At 40.1% G+C, this 19,945-nt stretch carries 23 protein-coding genes; all 23 read right to left on the reverse strand.

The genetic code is table 11. The features are described from left to right. Positions 1-34: 34 nt before the first annotated feature. Positions 35-823, reverse strand: a complete 789-nt coding sequence (locus PQ460_RS14895) for a FliA/WhiG family RNA polymerase sigma factor (RefSeq protein ID WP_273615790.1) — start codon at positions 821-823, stop codon at positions 35-37. Positions 824-838: 15 nt separating this feature from the next. Further along, positions 839-1,288 carry a hypothetical protein gene (locus tag PQ460_RS14900; RefSeq protein WP_273615789.1) on the reverse strand — a complete coding sequence of 150 codons (450 nt, stop codon included), beginning with the start codon at positions 1,286-1,288 and terminating at the stop codon, positions 839-841. A gap of 3 nt (positions 1,289-1,291) precedes the next feature. Continuing rightward, entirely contained in the window at positions 1,292-1,789 is a 498-nt protein-coding gene (locus PQ460_RS14905; RefSeq protein WP_273615788.1) for a chemotaxis protein CheD, read from the reverse strand. Further along, complete coding sequence (locus PQ460_RS14910; protein ID WP_273615787.1) at positions 1,782-2,408, reverse strand: chemotaxis protein CheC; 627 nt, start codon at positions 2,406-2,408, stop codon at positions 1,782-1,784. The genes PQ460_RS14905 and PQ460_RS14910 overlap by 8 nt, the downstream gene beginning before the upstream one ends. Positions 2,409-2,412: 4 nt before the next feature. After that, a complete protein-coding gene (locus PQ460_RS14915; RefSeq protein WP_204824557.1) occupies positions 2,413-2,874 on the reverse strand; it encodes a chemotaxis protein CheW in 462 nt (153 codons plus the stop codon). Between the two features lie 27 nt (positions 2,875-2,901). Next, positions 2,902-5,004, reverse strand: coding sequence for a chemotaxis protein CheA (locus tag PQ460_RS14920; protein ID WP_274170304.1), 2,103 nt, complete (start codon positions 5,002-5,004; stop codon positions 2,902-2,904). 44 nt (positions 5,005-5,048) lie between these two features. Beyond that, positions 5,049-6,566 (reverse strand): protein-glutamate methylesterase/protein-glutamine glutaminase, encoded by a 1,518-nt coding sequence (locus PQ460_RS14925; RefSeq protein ID WP_274170305.1) that lies wholly within the window; start codon positions 6,564-6,566, stop codon positions 5,049-5,051. Between the two features lie 26 nt (positions 6,567-6,592). After that, positions 6,593-7,477: a MinD/ParA family protein gene (locus PQ460_RS14930; protein WP_273615784.1), complete on the reverse strand. Its 885-nt coding sequence runs from the start codon at positions 7,475-7,477 to the stop codon at positions 6,593-6,595. Continuing rightward, positions 7,474-8,823 carry a flagellar biosynthesis GTPase FlhF gene (gene flhF / locus PQ460_RS14935; protein WP_274170306.1) on the reverse strand — a complete coding sequence of 450 codons (1,350 nt, stop codon included), beginning with the start codon at positions 8,821-8,823 and terminating at the stop codon, positions 7,474-7,476. The genes PQ460_RS14930 and flhF overlap by 4 nt, the downstream gene beginning before the upstream one ends. Continuing rightward, a complete protein-coding gene (flhA, locus tag PQ460_RS14940) occupies positions 8,820-10,805 on the reverse strand; it encodes a flagellar biosynthesis protein FlhA (protein WP_443147217.1) in 1,986 nt (661 codons plus the stop codon). Before flhA ends, flhF begins: the two co-directional genes overlap by 4 nt. Before the next feature lie 75 nt (positions 10,806-10,880). Further along, positions 10,881-11,969, reverse strand: coding sequence for a flagellar biosynthesis protein FlhB (gene flhB / locus PQ460_RS14945; RefSeq protein ID WP_274170307.1), 1,089 nt, complete (start codon positions 11,967-11,969; stop codon positions 10,881-10,883). Between the two features lie 25 nt (positions 11,970-11,994). After that, entirely contained in the window at positions 11,995-12,786 is a 792-nt protein-coding gene (fliR, locus tag PQ460_RS14950; protein ID WP_274170308.1) for a flagellar biosynthetic protein FliR, read from the reverse strand. 11 nt (positions 12,787-12,797) lie between these two features. Then, positions 12,798-13,067 (reverse strand): flagellar biosynthesis protein FliQ, encoded by a 270-nt coding sequence (gene fliQ / locus PQ460_RS14955; protein WP_069327369.1) that lies wholly within the window; start codon positions 13,065-13,067, stop codon positions 12,798-12,800. 37 nt (positions 13,068-13,104) lie between these two features. Beyond that, positions 13,105-13,872: a flagellar type III secretion system pore protein FliP gene (gene fliP / locus PQ460_RS14960; protein ID WP_274170309.1), complete on the reverse strand. Its 768-nt coding sequence runs from the start codon at positions 13,870-13,872 to the stop codon at positions 13,105-13,107. Next, positions 13,869-14,399, reverse strand: a complete 531-nt coding sequence (locus tag PQ460_RS14965) for a flagellar biosynthetic protein FliO (RefSeq protein ID WP_273615779.1) — start codon at positions 14,397-14,399, stop codon at positions 13,869-13,871. Before PQ460_RS14965 ends, fliP begins: the two co-directional genes overlap by 4 nt. A 12-nt stretch (positions 14,400-14,411) precedes the next feature. Beyond that, positions 14,412-14,777: a response regulator gene (locus tag PQ460_RS14970; RefSeq protein ID WP_069327372.1), complete on the reverse strand. Its 366-nt coding sequence runs from the start codon at positions 14,775-14,777 to the stop codon at positions 14,412-14,414. Between the two features lie 27 nt (positions 14,778-14,804). Continuing rightward, complete coding sequence (gene fliY / locus PQ460_RS14975; protein WP_274170310.1) at positions 14,805-16,085, reverse strand: flagellar motor switch phosphatase FliY; 1,281 nt, start codon at positions 16,083-16,085, stop codon at positions 14,805-14,807. Further along, a complete protein-coding gene (fliM, locus tag PQ460_RS14980) occupies positions 16,075-17,073 on the reverse strand; it encodes a flagellar motor switch protein FliM (protein ID WP_273615777.1) in 999 nt (332 codons plus the stop codon). Before fliM ends, fliY begins: the two co-directional genes overlap by 11 nt. A 53-nt stretch (positions 17,074-17,126) precedes the next feature. Beyond that, positions 17,127-17,609: a flagellar basal body-associated FliL family protein gene (locus tag PQ460_RS14985; protein WP_204824569.1), complete on the reverse strand. Its 483-nt coding sequence runs from the start codon at positions 17,607-17,609 to the stop codon at positions 17,127-17,129. Beyond that, the gene (locus tag PQ460_RS14990; RefSeq protein WP_069327376.1) at positions 17,606-17,830 is read right to left on the reverse strand and encodes a flagellar FlbD family protein; all 225 of its coding nucleotides are present in this window, start codon (positions 17,828-17,830) and stop codon (positions 17,606-17,608) included. The genes PQ460_RS14985 and PQ460_RS14990 overlap by 4 nt, the downstream gene beginning before the upstream one ends. A gap of 79 nt (positions 17,831-17,909) precedes the next feature. Beyond that, positions 17,910-18,725 carry a flagellar basal body rod protein FlgG gene (gene flgG / locus PQ460_RS14995; protein WP_274170311.1) on the reverse strand — a complete coding sequence of 272 codons (816 nt, stop codon included), beginning with the start codon at positions 18,723-18,725 and terminating at the stop codon, positions 17,910-17,912. Positions 18,726-18,818: 93 nt separating this feature from the next. Continuing rightward, positions 18,819-19,199 carry a TIGR02530 family flagellar biosynthesis protein gene (locus PQ460_RS15000; RefSeq protein WP_069327378.1) on the reverse strand — a complete coding sequence of 127 codons (381 nt, stop codon included), beginning with the start codon at positions 19,197-19,199 and terminating at the stop codon, positions 18,819-18,821. After that, complete coding sequence (locus PQ460_RS15005; protein WP_069327379.1) at positions 19,196-19,927, reverse strand: flagellar hook capping FlgD N-terminal domain-containing protein; 732 nt, start codon at positions 19,925-19,927, stop codon at positions 19,196-19,198. The genes PQ460_RS15000 and PQ460_RS15005 overlap by 4 nt, the downstream gene beginning before the upstream one ends. Positions 19,928-19,945 lie beyond the last annotated feature (18 nt).

Genomic DNA, 19,945 nt, shown 5'->3' on the forward strand with positions numbered 1-19,945 from the left:
GCCTAATTCACCCTTTCATACAAGTAGCGGCGTCTCACATGTCTTGCATTAATAGACCTTTTTGCTTATCCAGTGCTCCACGTAATCGTAGAATAGCTTTGGAATGAAGTTGAGAGATTCGTGATGGTGATAATGACATGACTTCAGCAATCTCACTGAGTGATAGGTCTTCATAATAAAGTAGTGATACAACCGTTCTCTCTTTATCGGTAAGCTTTTCAATACCTTTCATAAGCGATTCTTTAAGTACAAAATCGTTTACAGTACGATCTGGATTTTTGGCTTTCTCATCTACGATCAAAGACATTCTTGTTTCAGACTCTTCTTCACGAATAGGATCTTCCAATGAAGTAATCGTCATAACCGCTACGTCTTGAAGCATATTTTGAAAGTCTTTTTCTGTAATATCCAAATAGTTACTAATTTCTGCATCCGATACAGAACGTAGATATTTTTGTTCCAATTGCTGATAGGCGTCTTCAATTTTGCGCGCTTTCTCACGTACCGATCTTGGAACCCAATCTCCTTGACGAAGACCATCCAATATCGCACCACGTACTCTCCAAGAAGCATATGTTTCAAATTGAAGTCCACGTTTATAATCAAACTTTTCAATTGCATCAATTAAACCCATAACTCCATTACTCATCAGATCATCTTTAGAGACATTTTTGGGTAATCCAATTGCAAGGCGGCTGGAAACATATTCAACGGTGCCATAGTAGTTTTCAATTAGCTTCTTCTTGGCTTCGACGTTTCCATACTCCTTCCACTGTACCCACAACTCTGAATGATTTAGATGGGTTGCTTTTTGCTCGCTCAATTGCTTTCACCCTCCTTACTTTTGTGTCAGGTGACGAACAGCCTTCGCCATTTCCTCCGGATCTTGTTGCTTGGTTGAAACCAGTTTGGGTGGATTAAGAGGAGCAAAGCTATCCTTTTCCACTGTGTCTGTTGGTTTCGGTGTTAGTAAGTCACTTAATTCCTGATCTTGATCAGGTGTGACTACATCAAATTGGCTGCCTCTATTTGGATCATCTGCGGAAACAGAAGTTGATTCATTTCCCGAAGAAGTAGGGCTAGAAGGCTTATTCGATGTTGCGCTTGCAGGATTGGCTAGAATCCCTAAAACAAAGCGCAACACGAATGCCAAGAAAAACCATAATGCGAATCCTAAAACCCCTCTAAATAAACTAGTGGTCCATAAATTGTTTTCGATAGAAGCAAAAAAAGTAATCAAAAAACCGATAAAGCCTAACCAGAGATTAATTTTAATATTCCCTACCATAGGCTATAATTCCTTCTTACCCATTTGTACACTTCTTATGAACAAAATCCCAGAAATACAATCCATCTCTATGGTTCGTCCGTAATTAGCGCCAGTGTCCTCTGCTAACAATGGAATTTTGTACTCTTCTAAAAACAATTTACATGCTTCCACATTACGAGGACCAATTCGCATGTGATCACCACCACTAGAAAAATTAAACATTTGAGCACCACCAGCCATTTTGGCAACCAATCGTGAGCGTGAAGCGCCAAGCTCAGTCATTTTGCGAACTAATTCTGGAAGTGCAGTATCTGCGTATTTTGCTATATTCAATTGTCCGTCTCTAGCAATATCCGATGAAGGAAGCATCACATGAGCCATCCCTGCAAGTTGAATGTTTTTGTCATATAGCGTTAGGCCCACACAAGAACCAAGTCCCGTCGTTCGAATAATTCCGGATGTTTTCACGACGTTTAAATCCGCCATACCCACTTTAACAATGTTTTGCTCTTCAATCATCAGTCAATGGAACTCCTAATGATTTGAAAATTTTATCAAAAGATTCAGGGTCCGGAATCAAGAAAAACTGCCCTTCCACTTCTTCTTTTCCTTCTAAAAATGTAGTATCGATCAACAACGCATCGTCACCCATTTCTCCGAATTGGATCAGACCGTAGTTCAAAATTGCACCTGCCATATCCATTGCGAGTCCAGGCACTGTAGGTGTCATTGAAAGTTTGGTAAAGTCTGCTAATGAAGATAAATACGAACCTGCCAAAATATTTCCAATTTCTGAAAGTGCAGATTGTTCCATCTCATTAAAAAATTCTTCGTCGCTGGCTTCAATCCCTGCTAAACGATGAAGCAATCCTTTACCTGCTTCAGGAGTTAGAATAAAAAACAAATTGCCCGGTGCTTCACCTTCTACACGAAAGAAAACAGCAAGAACGATTTGTTCAGGTCCGCCAACTTTATCAGCGATTTTTTCAAAAGGTAGAATTTGAACTTTCGGTACTGCCATATCAATCGGTTTATCTAAAAGCTGGGAAAGGGCAGTGGCTGCATTGCCTGCCCCTATATTTCCCACTTCTTTTAGAACATCCATTTTGAACCCTTCAAGATTACCAAAAAGGTTCATAAGCTTAATCCTCGATATTTTCTAGTTGACTGACTTCGCTTCGGTTCAAGACTTCAGCAAGGTTAAGCATAATCAGCAGCCGTTCTTCGTCCAGCTTAGCAACTCCATCAAGATATCTTGCTTTCACTCCGCCTACAACTTCTGGCGGTTTCTCAATACGTCCGCGATCTAGATCTACTACATCGTTAGCTGAATCTACAATAAATCCAACTTGAGTTGTATCTACCTCTACGATGATAATACGTGTTTGATCGTTATATTCATTTTCTGGAAGGTTAAAACGACCACGAAGATCGATAACTGGAATAACCACACCACGTAAATTAATAACACCTTTTACAAAATCAAATGTTTTAGGTACACGCGTAATAGGTAACATACGCTCAATCGTTTGTACTTTATCTACTTCAATACCGTATTCTTCTTTTGCAAGTTTGAAAACAATAACTTTTATATCTTCTGCCATGGTAAATCCTCCTTGTTATAAACTACATCACTTGATAAATGCATTCGGATCAATAATCAAAGCCACTTGGCCGTCTCCAAGAATCGTTGCTCCTGAAACGCCTTGAATATCTGGAAGATATTTGCCCAAGCTTTTCAGAACGATTTCGTTTTGACCAATGAAGTTCTCAACAGCTAGTGCTGCTAGTTTGTCACCTTTACGGATTACAACAATCTCTGTTTCTTCCTCTTCACGCTCATCAAAGTCTGGAACTTCGAATACACGACTTAGTGAAAGTAACGGAATATGCGTTTCACGATAAGGAATTAATTGACTACCATGCAAATCACGTACCTGTTTGGATTTGATAATGCCTGTTTCCACAATCGAAGTTAATGGAATCGCATATTTCTCCGAACCTACGCGGATCAACATTGCTGAAATAATAGACAATGTGAGTGGTAGTTGTACAGAGAACTTGGTTCCTTTACCTGGTGTGGAGTATACCGTTACATGTCCACCAAGTGATGAAATTTTGGATTTAACCACGTCTAGACCTACACCGCGTCCAGAAATATCAGAGATAACTTCTGCTGTACTGAATCCTGGTGCAAAAAGAAGTTGGTATACTTCTTCGTCTTTCATTGTGACCGATTGCTCTTGAGTCACAACACCTTTTTTAATTGCGCTTTGAAGAATCTTATCGCGGTAAATCCCACGTCCATCATCTTCAATTTCGATAAATACATGATTACCACTATGGAATGCGCTTAGTTTGACTACACCGGTCTCGTCTTTACCTGCTGCAATACGATCTGCAATTGGCTCAACACCATGGTCAACTGAGTTACGCAATAAATGCACCAGTGGATCACCGATTTCGTCGATAACTGTGCGGTCTAGCTCGGTTTCAGCACCTGTGATAATCAAGTCTAGTTTTTTGTCTAATGATTTGGCCAAATCACGTACCATACGAGGGAAACGGTTAAACACTGTGTCTACCGGAACCATTCTCAATTTCAGTACGATATTTTGCAAATCACTACTTACACGTCCCATATGCTCGACAGCATCTGTTAATGCAGGTACTTTCACTTCACTAGCCAATTGCTCTAAACGTACACGGTCAATTAGCAATTCGCTGAATAAGTTCATAAGAACATCTAGGCGATCGATATCTACGCGAATCGTGCGAGATGGAGCAGCAACTGGAGATTTCGCAGCTGCTTTTGCTTGTGGTGGTGCTACTACTGCTTTATCTTCTACTACAGGAGCTGAAGTCGAAGGTGTAGCTTCTAAAGATACTGTTTCAGCAGCAATTGGAGATGATTGATTTGCTGGAGCAGACATTTCTTTCAAAGATTCTGCATCCAAACGTGTCATCGTTACATTCTCAATCTCAGATACGCCTAGAATCATCGTTTTAAGTTCATCTTGATCTTTTTGCGTAATGTAATACAGAGAGAAGCTACGATCGAATTTGTCTTGTTCGATATCTTGTGTAGACGGTTCGGATTTGATGACTTCACCGAAACGCTCTAACATATCGAATACCATGTATGCGCGAACCGCTTTTAATTGACAATCTTCACGAATAAAAACTTCAACGTAAAGTGCTTGATGACCTTCAGACATCGATTGTTCAATAACAGATTGCTGGAACTCATCCAATTGGATTCCTTTGCTCTCTTGCACAACTTCAGCATCAGCAGTTACAGCAGACGGTGTTGGTGTAGCAGCTACAGTTGCTGCCGGTGCAGCAGGTGTCATTTCTCCGCGTACAATCGCTTGCAGAGATTCCACGATCGCTGTTACATCCGCTTTACCTTCTCCACCCTGCGTAATGTCTTGAACCATGGATTCCAAAGCATCTAGACTTTTAAATAATGTATCGAAAATAAATTCTTGCATGGCTAATTTTTCATTACGTACCAAATCAAGTACATTTTCCATTTGGTGCGTCAATGCCGCTAAATCTTCAAATCCCATTGTTGCAGCCATACCTTTAAGCGTATGTGCTGAACGGAAAATAACTTGGACAATCCCAAGGTCAGCCGGGCTGCTTTCCAATTCCAGCATTTTTTCATTCAACGATTGTAGATGATCGTTCGACTCATCAATAAACATGTTTAAATATTGATTCATGTCCACCGTGAGACACCTCCTCCATAAGATAGCATATAGCTTGTTGTAAACTATTTAACGATTTGTATAAGTTTAGGCGCAATTTCTGGCAGTGGGAGCAGATGATTCACACATCCGAGCTCTACAGCCGACCGCGGCATTCCGTACACTACACAGGTATCTTCGTTTTCTGCGATGGTAGAGTTTATACCGCTATCATATAAATTTTTCATTTCTCTTGCGCCATCGCTTCCCATACCGGTCATTAGTACAGCATGACGCTGTAGATCGGTAAAAGGTTGGATAGAGGCAAAAAGCGTATCCACTGAAGGGCGATGTCCATTGCGTGGTGGTTCTTGAGAAAGCTGTATTCGGTAACTTCCTTGGCTACGAGTGACTGTCATATGATAGCCACCAGGAGCAATATAAGCTGTACCTGCTTGAAGAACCATTCCCTGTTCTGCTTCAACCACAGTAATACGACTTAAACTGTTCAAACGCTGTGCCAGAGATCGTGTAAAATTCGGCGGCATATGCTGAACAATCACAATCGGAGCCGGGAAGTTAGCCGGAATATTTTCTAGTAAGCTTTTAAGCGCCCTAGGACCGCCGGTAGAGCATCCAACTGCTACCAGTTGACGCCAAGGAGCTGTGTTACGTTCAGCGGCTGCTGGGCGATTTAAAGCAGGCGTAGCCGTTGGTGGTGAAGAAGGTGCTACTGGTTTTTCGATTTCTTTTTTGAAAACAGGTGCTACCGGCGGAGTAATAACCGGTTTTGTTCGTTTTGGTTCTTCTTCGCGCACAGGTTTAGTTGGAAGTTCCGGTTGCTTTTTAGCCGGAGTTCCAGTAACAAAAGATGGCTTGGACACAGGACGTGTATCAGCGGGCTTAGGAGCTACTGAACGTTTATCTTGCGCTGCTTTATCTGTTGATACTTCTGGACGTGAAGGACGTACATTTGTGTTTGGAGTCTGTGGTGCCGGTTTGACCTGAAAGCGTTCTGGACGACCTTGATCCAGACGTTTGTCAGCGTCGCGTTTTAATAGTTTTTTCTCAGAAGGTGCTGCCTGAGGCTCTGTGGAAGGTTGTTGACCTTCTTCGCGCAGCTCTTGACTGTCTTGCAGATATGGCGACGGAGCAACGTCAGCCGCCATGTTTTTTTGTTCAGCCCGTTTGCGGTTTCTTTCCAGTGCATGAACAGCGGTATGAAGTTGTCTGCGTAATTGTTGCCCAACTTCTTCGATATCTTGCGAATTACTGACCGAAGGCTTACGGATAAAGTCAAAAGCTCCGTTCTCCAACGCCATAATTGTTTCTCGCATACCCTGTTCATTAATGCCTGATAACATAATTATCGGCAGAGGACGCTGAGACATTATAATTTTTAGTGCTTCCAGACCATTCATTTCTGGCATTTCTACATCCATTGTAACAACATCGGGTTTAAGTTCGACTACTTTTTTAGCAGCTTCACGCCCGTTATTTGCAGTATCTATTACTTGAAACAGAGGATCTGTCTCAATTAAATCTGAAATGATTTTTCTCATAAAAGGAGAATCGTCAACAACTAATATTTTATAAGTTGCCATTATCAGCACCTCTGTTCCCTACAGAATCATTTAGTCCGTTTGAGCCATTTTTGCATAAATCCTTTGATTCCTGTTAAGGTTCCTTCTGAACTTGCATTTGGTGCAACCATGTAGCGTTGAGCCAACTGTTGAATGTCTTTAGAAGCAAGACATCCTGGAGAGTAAATTGAAAAAGGAACTTGTTTTTTTACGGATTGACTAACATGAGAATCGTCACTTACAAATCCCAAAAGAGGAATTTCCAAGTTCAGAAAGCGGCTAGTAACCAATCTAATTTTGTCTGATGTTTGTACGGCTTCTTTTTCATTTTCAGCCCGGTTTACTACTAGTTTGAAAGACACATCTTCTTCCATACCATGCACCACTTTAATCAAAGCATAAGCATCTGTAATCGAAGTTGGTTCTGGAGTAGTCACTACTATACATTCGTCAGCTGACATAATAAATTGTAGTGTTTCTTTTGACAAACCTGCGCCAGTGTCAAACAAAATGTAATCCATGTCTGTGGCGACTTTCTGAATCTGATCTGTGAAATAGATCAAATCTTTATCAGATAAAGAGAACAATGAAGACAGTCCGGACCCACCTGCAATATAAGGTAATGATCCTGCTCCCTTTTCAATAATCTCGTTGATCTGTTTCTCTCCGCTAAGCAGATGAGATAAATTGAATTTAGATCGCACACCCATCAGTACATCGATATTCGCCATTCCAATATCGGCATCAAACACCAGTACTTTCCGCCCTAGTCGCTGAAGTGCAAGCGCAAAATTAAGCGTGAAATTCGATTTTCCTACTCCACCTTTACCGCTAGTGATTGTAATAAACTTCGCACTGCGTGGTTCTGTTTGAGGAGGCTGCACCGTTTTAGACGACATCAAATTTCTTAATGATTGGGCTTGATCCATCATGGCAATATCTCTCCAAGTAATAGATTAGCGAGAAAATCTGGACTTGGCATCAACAGATCATCAGGTACATTTTGTCCATTGGTCATATACGATAGTCGTAATGGATATTCCTGAAGAAGATTGAATAATGCACCATAGCTTCCTGTTTCATCTGCTTTGGTGAAGATCACTTTGTCCAATGGGTATTTGCTGAAATGTTCTGTGATCGTTCTCATATCTTCCGTTTTGGAAGTAAACGATAACACTAGATACGTCTCACTATTTTCCAAAGGAGCCAACAAACTTTGTAATTCAGAAACAAGTAATTCGTTGCGGTAGTTACGTCCTGCCGTATCCATTAGAATCAGATCACATTCAGCTAAACGTTGTAGTGAGCGCTGCAAATCTCCGGGAGATTGAACCACTTCTAAAGGAACCCCCAAAATAGAAGCATAGGTTCTAAGCTGCTCTACTGCCGAGATACGATATGTATCCGAAGTAATAAAACCTACTTTACGTTTATATTTGAATAACTGTTCAGCAGCCAACTTTGCAATTGTAGTCGTCTTACCTACTCCCGTAGGACCTGCGACGTATACAATTTTGGTAGAAGTGTTGATGCCTCCACCGATGCGTGATTGCGTAAACTGTTCGATCTGAAATTTCATTGCTGCTTTGGCATCTACCGTAGTAATTAATTCAGGCGCTGGAAATTGCCCCATCGCTTCGCTTAACCATGTATCTAGCAGTTCTTGTTGAATGCCTTGTTTCTTTAAACGATCTGCGATTTCGATCAATGATTCAGGTAATGCTGCCATTTCTTTTTCGCGGCTCAATTCAGCCATCATTTTTTTCATTTCACGCAATTCTTCAAACAACTTCTCTTGTTGAAGTCCATCTGCTGACCCATTATATTCTGAGACGCGATGTACAGTTTCCTCAGGTACTAAAGGAATATGCTGTAAAGTTGGTTGCGGAATCTCCGGTACCGATGGATTAAATGATGGAGCTGGTGCTGAAGAAGCTACCGAGTTACCTTCTGCTGACTGGGTTGGTTCTCCAGCAAGTGCTTGGCGCATCGATTCAGCAAAAGCTTCGCTTGATTTGCGATAAGCATCCGGTACTACACGTTTAGGTACAGCAGAGGCAGCCGGAATAATCGTTTCTGGCTGCGCTTTGACTGGTTCAGAAGCTTGCTCCTTTTCTACTGCGGCAATCACTTCAATCTTTTTCTTCTGAAACATTCCTAAAAAGCCACCGGTTTTTAGCTCTTTTGTACTTAAAATTACAGCATCGCTACCAAGATCAGTTCGAATTTTTAACATCGCATCGGGCATTGTATCAACGATATATCGTTTTACCCTCATAAGTTCACCACCCCGACACTTTGAATTTCAACGTTAGGTTCAAGTTCACTGTAAGAAAGAACCGGAATATCCTGCATCGTGCGTTCAATCACTTGACGCAGATACATGCGTATAGCTGGCGAAGTCAAAACGATCGGTTGTTGTCCCATTTGTAACAGTCGATTTACTTGTTCGTTCATCTTCTGATACATCGATTGAGTCGATACCGGATCAAGTGCCAGATAACTTCCTTGTTCAGATTGCTGTACACTTTCGGCAATCTTTTTCTCCAGATTAGGTCCTACTGTAATCACACGTAGTGTTTCACCCTGGCTTGTAAATTGCTGCGTAATTTGTCGGGATAGAGCTTGACGTACATATTCAGTTAATACATCTGGATCTTTGGTATATGTTCCATAATCGGCAAGTGTCTCGAATATTGTAACCATATCCCGAATAGAAATTTTTTCTCTTAGCAATTTAACGAATACTTTTTGCACATCCCCTACTGCTAACACAGAAGGAATCAAGTCATCTACAAGTACAGGATAGTTCTCACGTAAGTTGTCAATAAGCGCTCTTGTTTCTTGACGACCCAGTAATTCGTGACAATGTTTTTTGATTAATTCTGTCAAATGCGTAGCTACTACAGAAGGTGGATCAACAACGGTATACCCTGATAACTCAGCGCGTTCTTTTGTTAATTCATCTATCCATAATGCAGGCAATCCAAAAGCTGGTTCTAAAGTCTCTATACCCGTAATCGAATCATCATCAAACCCAGGACTCATAGCGAGATAGTGATTTAGTAGTAATTCACCACCACCTACAACATTTCCTTTAATTTTGATGACATATTCGTTCGGTTTTAATTGAATATTATCCCGAATACGGATAACAGGTACCACAAGACCTAGTTCTAGCGCGCATTGACGACGAATCATAATAATACGGTCTAATAAATCTCCGCCTTGTTGCGTATCTGCAAGAGGAATCAAACCATATCCAAATTCAAATTCGATTGGATCAATCTGCAATAAATTGATAACACTTTCTGGACTACGTACTTCTTCAATCTGCTGTTCTTCTTGTTGCTGTTCTGCTTCGACCACTTTTTGATCCAGATTCGACTGCATCTTCCGAGCAGCAAATACTAACAGAATAGCTAGAGGGAATGTTGTAATAAAGTGAATCGGTGTAAAAATACCTAACAGTGTAATTACGCCTGCTACGATATATAACAATTTGGGATATGAGAATAGTTGCGAAGTGATATCATCTGCTAAGTTACCCTCAGAAGAAGCACGGGTTACAATCAGACCAGCAGCTGTGGAAATAAGCAATGCTGGAATCTGGCTCACGAGACCATCACCAATTGTTAAAACAGAATACGTTGAAAGTGCATCAGCGAATGCCATTCCGTGAACAGTCATCCCGATAATAAATCCACCAATTAGATTAATTAAGAGGATGATAATACTCGCAATAGCATCCCCTTTAACAAATTTACTCGCACCATCCATAGCTCCGTAGAAATCGGCTTCACGTTCGATTTTGCTACGACGTTCTCTCGCTTGATGTTCATTGATAAGCCCTGCGTTCAAATCAGCATCAATACTCATCTGCTTACCAGGCATAGCATCGAGTGTAAAACGGGCTCCAACTTCTGCTACCCGTTCCGAACCTTTGGTAATAACGATAAATTGTACAACCACAAGAATAAGGAAAACTACAAATCCAATAGCGATTTGTCCACCAGCGATCCAGCTACCAAATGTAGCAACAACTGAACCCGCATCCCCTTGTCCCAAAATCAATTTTGTTGTAGATATATTCAAAGCCAGCCGGAATAATGTAGTGATTAGCAACATAGCTGGGAAAATAGAAAATTCTAATGCTTCTTTCGTATTCATTGCAATTAAAAGAATAATCATTGCCAGGGAAATATTTATAATTAGCAATATATCGAGTAGCCATGTCGGGATCGGAAGAATCATCATCATAACAATTCCTATGACACCCGCAAGCACAACCAAATCTTTAGTTTTCAATGCTATCCAGCCCTCCGATCCCCTGGTTTACTTTGTTTTGCCTTTCATCTTGTACACATAAGCAAGAACTTCTGCTACCGCTTGAAACAGATCTCCAGGAATAGAATCTCCAATTTCTGATCGAGCAAACAACGCTCTTGCAAGCGGTTTGTTCTCCATCACGACAACTCCATGTTGTTTAGCTAGTTCTCTTATTCGCAGGGCGACGTAATCTTGTCCTTTTGCGATCACTTGCGGTGCAGCCATCTGACCATTGTCATATTTCAAAGCTACTGCAAAGTGAGTCGGGTTAGTGATAATAACGTCAGCATTGGGAACGTCCTGCATCATTCGCTGCATCGCCATTCGGCGTTGTCTTTCGCGAATTTTCCCTTTTATCAACGGATCCCCTTCCACTTTTTTATATTCATCTTTAATATCTTGTTTGGACATCCGTATACCTTTATTGTGCTCATATCTTTGATACATATAATCAAAAATAGCAAGTATCATTAAAGCAACCCCTACTTTGATTCCCAAGCTCATTGTTAATCCAGCTGTGTAATGAAGAATCGCTTCTACAGACATAAATGCTGTTTTGGATAATTCATGAGAAGCGCCGGATAACGTCTGATAGACTAAATATCCTATTACTGAAAGTTTTAATATTGATTTTAAAAACTCAACAACCGAGCGTATAGAAGCAATATTTTTAAATCCTTTAATAGGATCAAGCTTACTGAATTTAGGCTGTATAGGTTCTCCAACTAACAAAAATCCAACCTGTGCATAATTAGCTACCAATCCAAGTACAACAACGACTCCAAATACAGGTGATACCAACAACATAATTTGTATTGCATATTGACCTAGCATCTGCATAATATTAGCAACGGTAACATCCATCGATAAACGATGTAAAAAAGAATCTGTGAATAGCCATTCAATTCGTTTCATAAAAAAGCTGCTAAACATCATCAAAGAAAATAATCCACCTAGCAATACAGCAGAACCAGGTATATCCATACTTTTGGCAACTTGACCTTTTTTACGAGTTTCTTGCTTTTTCTGAGATGTTGCTTCTTCTGTTTTTTCTCCAGAAAATAATTGCAGATTGATCCGTAATCTGAATGCCAATTCACAACCTCCTTCCAAACGAAGTTTATTGTGGTCTATTACCTACTACTTTTAATAACGATTGCATAGCTTGGAAGAGCTGAGCAAAAACATGTTCAAACAGATATCCAAAGCTTGGGGTTAACAGCATTAACATAAAGAGCCCAAGAATAATTTTTACAGGTACACCGATAACAAAAATGTTAAATTGCGGTGCACTACGTGCAAGAAATCCAAGTCCTACGTCTGTTAAAAACATTGCTACTACAATCGGAGCAGCCATTTGAAAAGCAATCAAAAACGAATTGCTAAATGTTCGTATCAAAAACTCACTCATCGAGCCGTCCATCATCTTACTCATAATTTCAGAATCGATAGGAATCCAGTCATAACTGTAAAGTACAGACTGAATTAAATAATGATGACCATTCATACTCAAAAATAAAAGCATCGCAATCATATATTTCAGATTACCGAACAAAGGTGCAGAAGCACCTGTTAACGGATCAAGTACACTAGCAATACCAAAACCTGTTTGAATATCAATAAACGCACCAGCCATTTGTATAACAGCAAACATTAAATACGCAACATATCCAAGCATCAAGCCAATCATGACTTCTCTTATCACAAGCAGAATATAAATTTCTGGACTTTCTGATACAGTTACTGTTGTACTTTTAATCAAATAAATTAACAGTGATATAAAAAAGGCAATGCCTATTTTAAATGTATTGGGCACTCCTTTTGATGAAAAGACGGGTGAAACTACAAAAAAAGCAATCATTCGACAAAAAACAAGCAAAAAAACAGGAAAACTTTGCTGTAACATCTCCATAAGCAATCAGCCTAACCGACATATTTGTATAAATTGTCGAGAATATTATACGTGTAATCTACTAAAACACTCAGTATCCATGGACCGAATAGCAGAAGTGCAAGCATAACAGCCACGATTTTAGGTACAAAGGCAAGCGTTTGCTCCTGAATTTGCGTAGTCGCCTGAAAAATACTTACTAATAGACCGACTACAAGTCCAAGTACAAGCATCGGTGCGCTGACTTTGAGTACTGTATACACTGCCTGTCCCGCCATACCGATGATAAACTCCGAACTCATGATTAACCTCCCTTAATTAGGAACATCTCTAACTTCGCTAATTGAAGCTGAGTAAGAGGGACTTAACGACCAAATACCATCCGTCTACGAGAACGAACAGTAAAATTTTAAACGGTAATGAGATCATTACTGGCGGTAGCATCATCATACCCATAGCCATCAGTACACTGGCGACTACAATATCAATAACTAAAAACGGTATGAAAATCATAAAGCCCATTTGAAAAGCTGTTTTCAATTCACTGATTGCGTAAGAAGGCACCATAACCGTAAGCGGAATATCTTGAATATTGCTAGGTTTTTCTGCACCAGTGTAATTGAGGAAAAGAAGTAAATCTTTTTCACGTGTATGTTTGAACATAAATTCTTTAATCGGTATTTCAGCAGCTTTCAAAGCTTCCGTCTGTGTGATGCTACCTTTTAAATAAGGTTGAAGCGCTGTTTGATTCATTGTTGATAATACCGGCGACATTATAAAAATAGTTAAAAATAAAGCCAGCCCCACCAATACCTGGTTAGGAGGCATCTGGTTAGTCCCGAGCGACGTCCGGACAAAGCTGAGCACGATAACAATACGTGTAAAACTGGTCATTAAGACCAAAAATGCTGGCGCAACACTGATAATGGTAAGCAGCAACAGGATAGATAACGAGCTAGTTGCTGGTGCTGCATCTCCTGAGCCACTATCATTGCCGATCTGAATATCAATATTAGGTATCGGATCGGCAGTGGCAAATGCTGAACTTACAGATGTCAGACTAACGATAAAAAGCAGTACGAGCGTTATAATCAGCTTTTTTTTCATGAATCCCTCGACCGATCTGTAGAGTTTTCCTCCTTCATCAGCTCTTCCATCTTCTGTTTGCGATTTGGAATTTGGCGCAGCTTGCTTTCAAATACTTCTTGAAAAGCTTCTGTTTCGCCTAATTCCTCTTCTTGTACATCCGATTTTGGACGAAATCTTTCACTGATTTTGGAGATCAGTGGAGAAAGAATATTTTTCTGCTCCACCGCTTCTGTCTGAAATGAATTGATAATCAGCATAGCTTCTTCTGGATCAGAGATTTTATCTACTAACGTAATATCATCTCCAACACCAACTAAATATATACTGCTACCAATTTCAATAACTTGTAATGATTTATTTGGTCCCATTGCTACCCCGCCGATTGTGCGTATTGCACGACGTGATAACCAGGTTTGACTTTTGCGACCAAGAAATTTAAGCAATAAAATAATGAGCGCTATAATTACAGCCAAGACGATTATAACCCAGACTATGCTTAGGAAATAATCGCCTGTTCCTCCCATTGTGGCTGTTTCACCTGACATGGGAATAATCTCCTACACGCCAAGCGTTTTGCTAATAGCTTCGATAACGCGGTCAGCCTGGAAGGGTTTAACAATAAAATCTTTAGCTCCTGCTTGAATAGCATCAATAACCATTGCTTGTTGACCCATCGCAGAACACATAATTACTTTTGCAGCTGCATCTAGCTTTTTAATTTCTTTAAGAGCAGCGATACCATCCATTTCAGGCATTGTGATATCCATAGTAATTAAATCAGGACGCAATTCTTTAAATTTCTCGATAGCTTGTGAGCCATCTTGTGCTTCCCCCACTACTTCATATCCGTTTTTACTCAAAATGTCTCGAATCATCATTCTCATAAAAGCTGCATCGTCCACGATAAGAATTCGGTTTGCCATTGATTTAAAATCCTCCCTAAATGATCATTATTGTATTTTTTGAATGCGGTCCCATTGGCTGATGATATCCGTAACACGAACACCAAAGTTTTCATCAATAACAACAACTTCGCCTTTGGCGATCAGTTTGTTATTTACAAGGATGTCTACTGGTTCACCTGCCAATTTGTCTAGTTCAATAATTGCACCCTGAGACAATTCGAGGATATCTTTAATCTGCTTTTGGGTTCTACCTAATTCTACGGTTACTTTGAGCGGTATGTCCATCAATAAGTTCAAATTATTTTCATCCATGTTTGTTACTGATGGTAATTGGAAGTTTGCAAATTGAACTGGTTGAACATTAACCTCTCGTCCAGCCATACCACCGTAATGCTGTGGAGCCTGTGGTGGATAAGGCTGTGGCGGCATCGCATACCCTGGTGGATACTGCGGATACGGCGGGTATGGTGGATATGGTTGTTCAGGCGCTCCGTATGGAGGCTGTTGGCCATAATCCGGTTGCATACCAGGTTGTGGCATAGCAGGCGGTGCAACGGGTTGCTGTTGAGGTGGTACGGCAGCCGTAGGTGCTGGTGGTGCGACTGGAACTTCTGGTTCGGCTACAGTTTCTTCAACACCTCCATTAATTAATATATCTACCATATATTTAGCAAATTTGACTGTCAACAATTGCATGATTGTAGAATCAATCAAATCACCAATCAAAAGTCGGAATGAGATTTTGATTAATGTCTCATCATTAGGAAGCATGGTTACCCCTTGATCATTGCTTACATCAAGGATATCAATTCCCGGTGGTGAAATATTAACAAAGCGGTTAAAAATAGTAGACATTGAAGTTGCGGAAGAACCCATCATCTGATTCATCGCTTCTTGAACAGCACTAATATGAATCTCATTTAATTCTTCGTCTTTCGGATCTCCTTCGCCGCCTAACATCAGATCAGCGATTACCTGTGCATCTCTTGTTTGAATTACTAATGAATTGATACCTTGAAATCCATCTACATATTCAACATGAACAGCAACATGTGGTTTTGGAAATTCATTTTCAAACTCAGGACGTGTGATAATTCCTACTTGAGGAGTTGTAATATCTACTTTTTGTCCAAGTAGTGTAGATAAAGCTGTCGCTGCACTACCAAAAGTAATATTACCAATCTCACCAAGAGCATCCTGCTCCATAGGAGTCAAAAAGTCGTCTACCGTTTTGACAGACGATGACGAAGAAGTATCATCATCGCTTGCAGACTGTTTTAGCAAAGCGTCGATTTCTTCTTGTGACAAATAATCCTTACTCGTCAAAATCTTCCACTCCTTCACTCACAATTTCATCAATCTGTATAGCTACCCGGTCTTTTACAGTTCCCGGACTACCAATAAATTTAACTTTGTTACCAATTTTGATCGATAAAGCATCATGTACCGGTTTGTTTAAAGAAATCACATCGCCTATCGATAACCCGATAAACTCCTGAATAGATAAGTTTGATTCTCCCAATTCAGCAATAACAGGCAATGTAGCACGATTCACACGATGTTGTAGAGCTTCTACCTCTTCAGGAGCAGGCTCTTTTTTCTGAGAAACGAACCAGTGATGCGCAGATAGTTTGGTCATAATTGGTTCAATAACTACGTGAGGAATACATAAGTTGATCATTCCTGTAGTATCACCGATTTTGGTGCTTAGTGAGATCAAGGCTATCGTTTCATTGGGTGAGACAATCTGCATAAATTGAGGATTAGTCTCTAGCGCTTCCATTCTTGGTGAAAGATCAATAACAGTTTTCCACGCTTCTTGCAAACTATCAAATGTACGACTGAACACTCTTTCGATAATAGTCGTTTCAATTTCTGTCAACGCATTTATTTTTGAAGGAGCGTTTCCTACACCACCAAGTAAGCGATCTAACATCGCATAAGCAATATTAGGATGAACTTCCATAACCATTCTACCTTCAAGTGGTTCAGCTTCAAAAATATTAAGTATCGTCATTTTAGGAATAGAACGAATAAATTCATCGTAAGGAAGCTGTTCTACCTGTACAACGCTAATTTGAACAAAAGTACGAAGTTGAGCAGAAAAATAGGTGGTCAGATATCTGGCAAAGTTTTCGTGAATCCTTGTTAAACTTCGAATATGATCTTTCGAAAAACGGACAGCCCGTTTAAAATCATATGCTCTAACCTTTTTCTGTGTATCTTCTTTTTTTAGTTCTTCTGCATCCATCTCACCGGAAGAAAGTGCTGCTAGAAGAGCATCTATCTCATTTTGGGATAATACATCTACCATAATCTCACCCCCCTTGCTAGTTTATTTATAATGAGAACTATCTTATTCCAAGATTAAATCGCACTCACAATAAAATTAGTAATCTCAATATCTACCACTTTACCTCCGTCTTCTGGAAGAGAACTGTTGATCAATTTAAGCAACTTATCATTAAGAGCATCTTTTCCTTTTGCTCCGTTCAAAGCATCTGGGTTCGTATCAGCAAGTGTTTTGATAATTAATGGCTTCACTTTCAAGTCTTTAATTAATTCAAAAGCTTCTTTTGTTTTGGCATCTTGAAGTTGGAATGAGAAACTCATATTGACTACATATGAAGGATCACCCAAGTTCGTTTTAATATCGTCTATTGTCGAAGAAACATCAGCAATTTCAGAAGCAGTCATTTTAGACAATGCTTCTTTTTCAGCTGCGGCAGCAGCCGCTGCACTTACTGGCTCTTTTTCTCCAAACATATTCCCCATCAAGAAATATGCGACCACACCGATTAATCCTACTGCTAATACCCCGCTAACGATCCAAGGTAGTAACTTCTTCATGATAATTCCTCCATATGCTGCACTTTAATAGTTCCTGTCAGTGTACCTATACTTTTATTATATTCGTGGATGAGCTTGTTTAATTGATCTGCTTTTTCTAAAACGATAATTCGCTTACCTGTAGTTAATGTGACATACGTATCCGGTGTCTCTTCGATCATCTCGATCAATAGAGAGTTAAGCCACATCGGTGAGCCATTCAATCTTGTTACAGGGATCATTTTGCCCCTCCTCAAAAAATGTCCTTATACAGCAAAAGGATGAGAAGGATAGCACTATCCTTCTCGAACCTTTAATTAATTATCGTTTCAAGTTAACGATTTCTTCAAGAATAGAGTCAGACGTTGTAATAATACGAGAGTTCGCTTGGAAACCACGTTGAGCTACGATCATTTCTGTAAATTCACTTGTCAAATCAACGTTAGACATTTCAAGCTGACCTGCTACGATTGAACCGGTACCTGTTTCAGCATTATTAGCTGTAGTCAATTCGATTGCACCATCAGTGATCGCATTTGGTGTTACACGATACAAGCTACCTCCAATTTTTTCCAAACCTTCAGGGTTAGTCACTTTAGCAACTCCCAAAGTCTGCCCAGTAGCTGTTGTACCATCAGCCAATGTATACAATAATTGACCATTTTGCTGAATAGTGAATGAAGTTGCTTCTTCTCCAACAACTACAGGAGCGCCATCACTATCTACTACAAAAGCACCATCAGAAGTTACAAGGTTACGGTTAGCATCGACATGGAAGTCTCCTGCGCGCGTTAAATAAGGAGTTTCTTGATCTTCAGATAATTTAACAGCGAAGAATCCATCACCATCTAGACGTAAGTCTGTAGGGTTGTTTGTTGTCTGTGCACTACCTGCTAAATGAAGAGTATCGATAGAAGATACAGATGAACCCAACCCGATTTGTTGAGCATTTACACCACCCGCTGTATCTGTAGGAGCTGAAGTTCCTTTGACTGTTTGGCTCAAGATATCCTGGAACATAACGCGTGATTGTTTGAAACCTACTGTATTTACATTGGCAATATTGTTACCAATAACATCTAATTTTGTTTGAAAGCCTTTCATACCTGAAATTCCTGAATATAAAGATCTTAACATTGTGTTTCCTCCTATGGATGTTCAATTAGTGGGTTGAGACTGCTTCAGTCGGTCGGCAGTCTCCTGACTTTCCAGTGATGGTCCAGTCAGCAATCAAATAATTACGGCACTGTCGATTTGAGTAAAAACGTTGTCTTTCATTGATTTGCCATCCATGGCGGTAACAACGGTCCGATTGGGTACATTCACTATTAAAGCAACGCTATTCTGCATGAGTATCAGTGACTCTTTAGCACCTTTGGCAGCGGCTTTATCTATTGCTTGATTTACACTTTTTAACTGATCTGCACTAAGTTCTATTCCTCGCTGCTCTAATCGTTTAGAAGCATGATTGCTGAACTTTAGTAATTTGTTATCTAAAATATTTTGAAAGTCAGATGTTGAATTTTCGTTGTTTACATTTTTAGTACGTCCCAGTAGACCTGAATTGAGATTAGTCGGATATAACTGACCTACTTGGATAGGACCACTCATGATGAACCTTCTTCACTAGCCGGTGTTGTTGTATCCGTTACAGGTTCTGGTGTTGTCGGTGTTGCTTCTGTAGGCGTACTTGCTTGTTCTCCTGAAGATGGAGTAGCTGTTTCTTCAGTAGTTGTAGTAGGCGTTGTTGCTGCTGGTTCAGTTGTTGTAGCTGGTGTTGTTGTTTCTACGGGTGCTGTTGGTGTCTCAGTTACGCCTGATGGTGTTGTTGTCGCTGGTGTAGGCGTTGTTGTATCTGTTTTGGTTGGTGTTGTCGTTGCATTTGCTGCTTCTACCATAGCAATGATACTAAGCGGAACCGCATTTTCTCCTACCTGCGCATATTGCACGCCAGCTTTGAGAACGATTGATCCTACAACTCCGGATTGATACGTTGTTGTTTTTTCACCTGTTGCACTATCGGTTTTTTCTTCAGGCCACGTGATTTTTTTACCGATCAATTGTGAAGAAGCTCCGAGTGAATTATCTACAGATGAACCTACAGAATCAATTTTTTTACCGATATTAATCAATTGTTCTAGTGAGGAGAACTGAGCCATCTGTCCGATAAATTCTGTGTTTTCCATAGGAGACATTGGATCTTGGTTTTTCAATTGAGCGACTAAGATAGTTAGAAATTGATCTTTACCTAGTTCACTTTTACTTGTCGATGCTGCTTTTTGTACATTGCCTGTTGAATAATTAGGCCACATGTTGGATGTTGATATTGCATCTGCCAATTATATTCACCTCCGTTC

Source organism: Paenibacillus sp. KACC 21273 (assembly GCF_028736095.1).
GTDB classification, from domain to species: domain Bacteria; phylum Bacillota; class Bacilli; order Paenibacillales; family Paenibacillaceae; genus Saccharibacillus; species Saccharibacillus kyungheensis.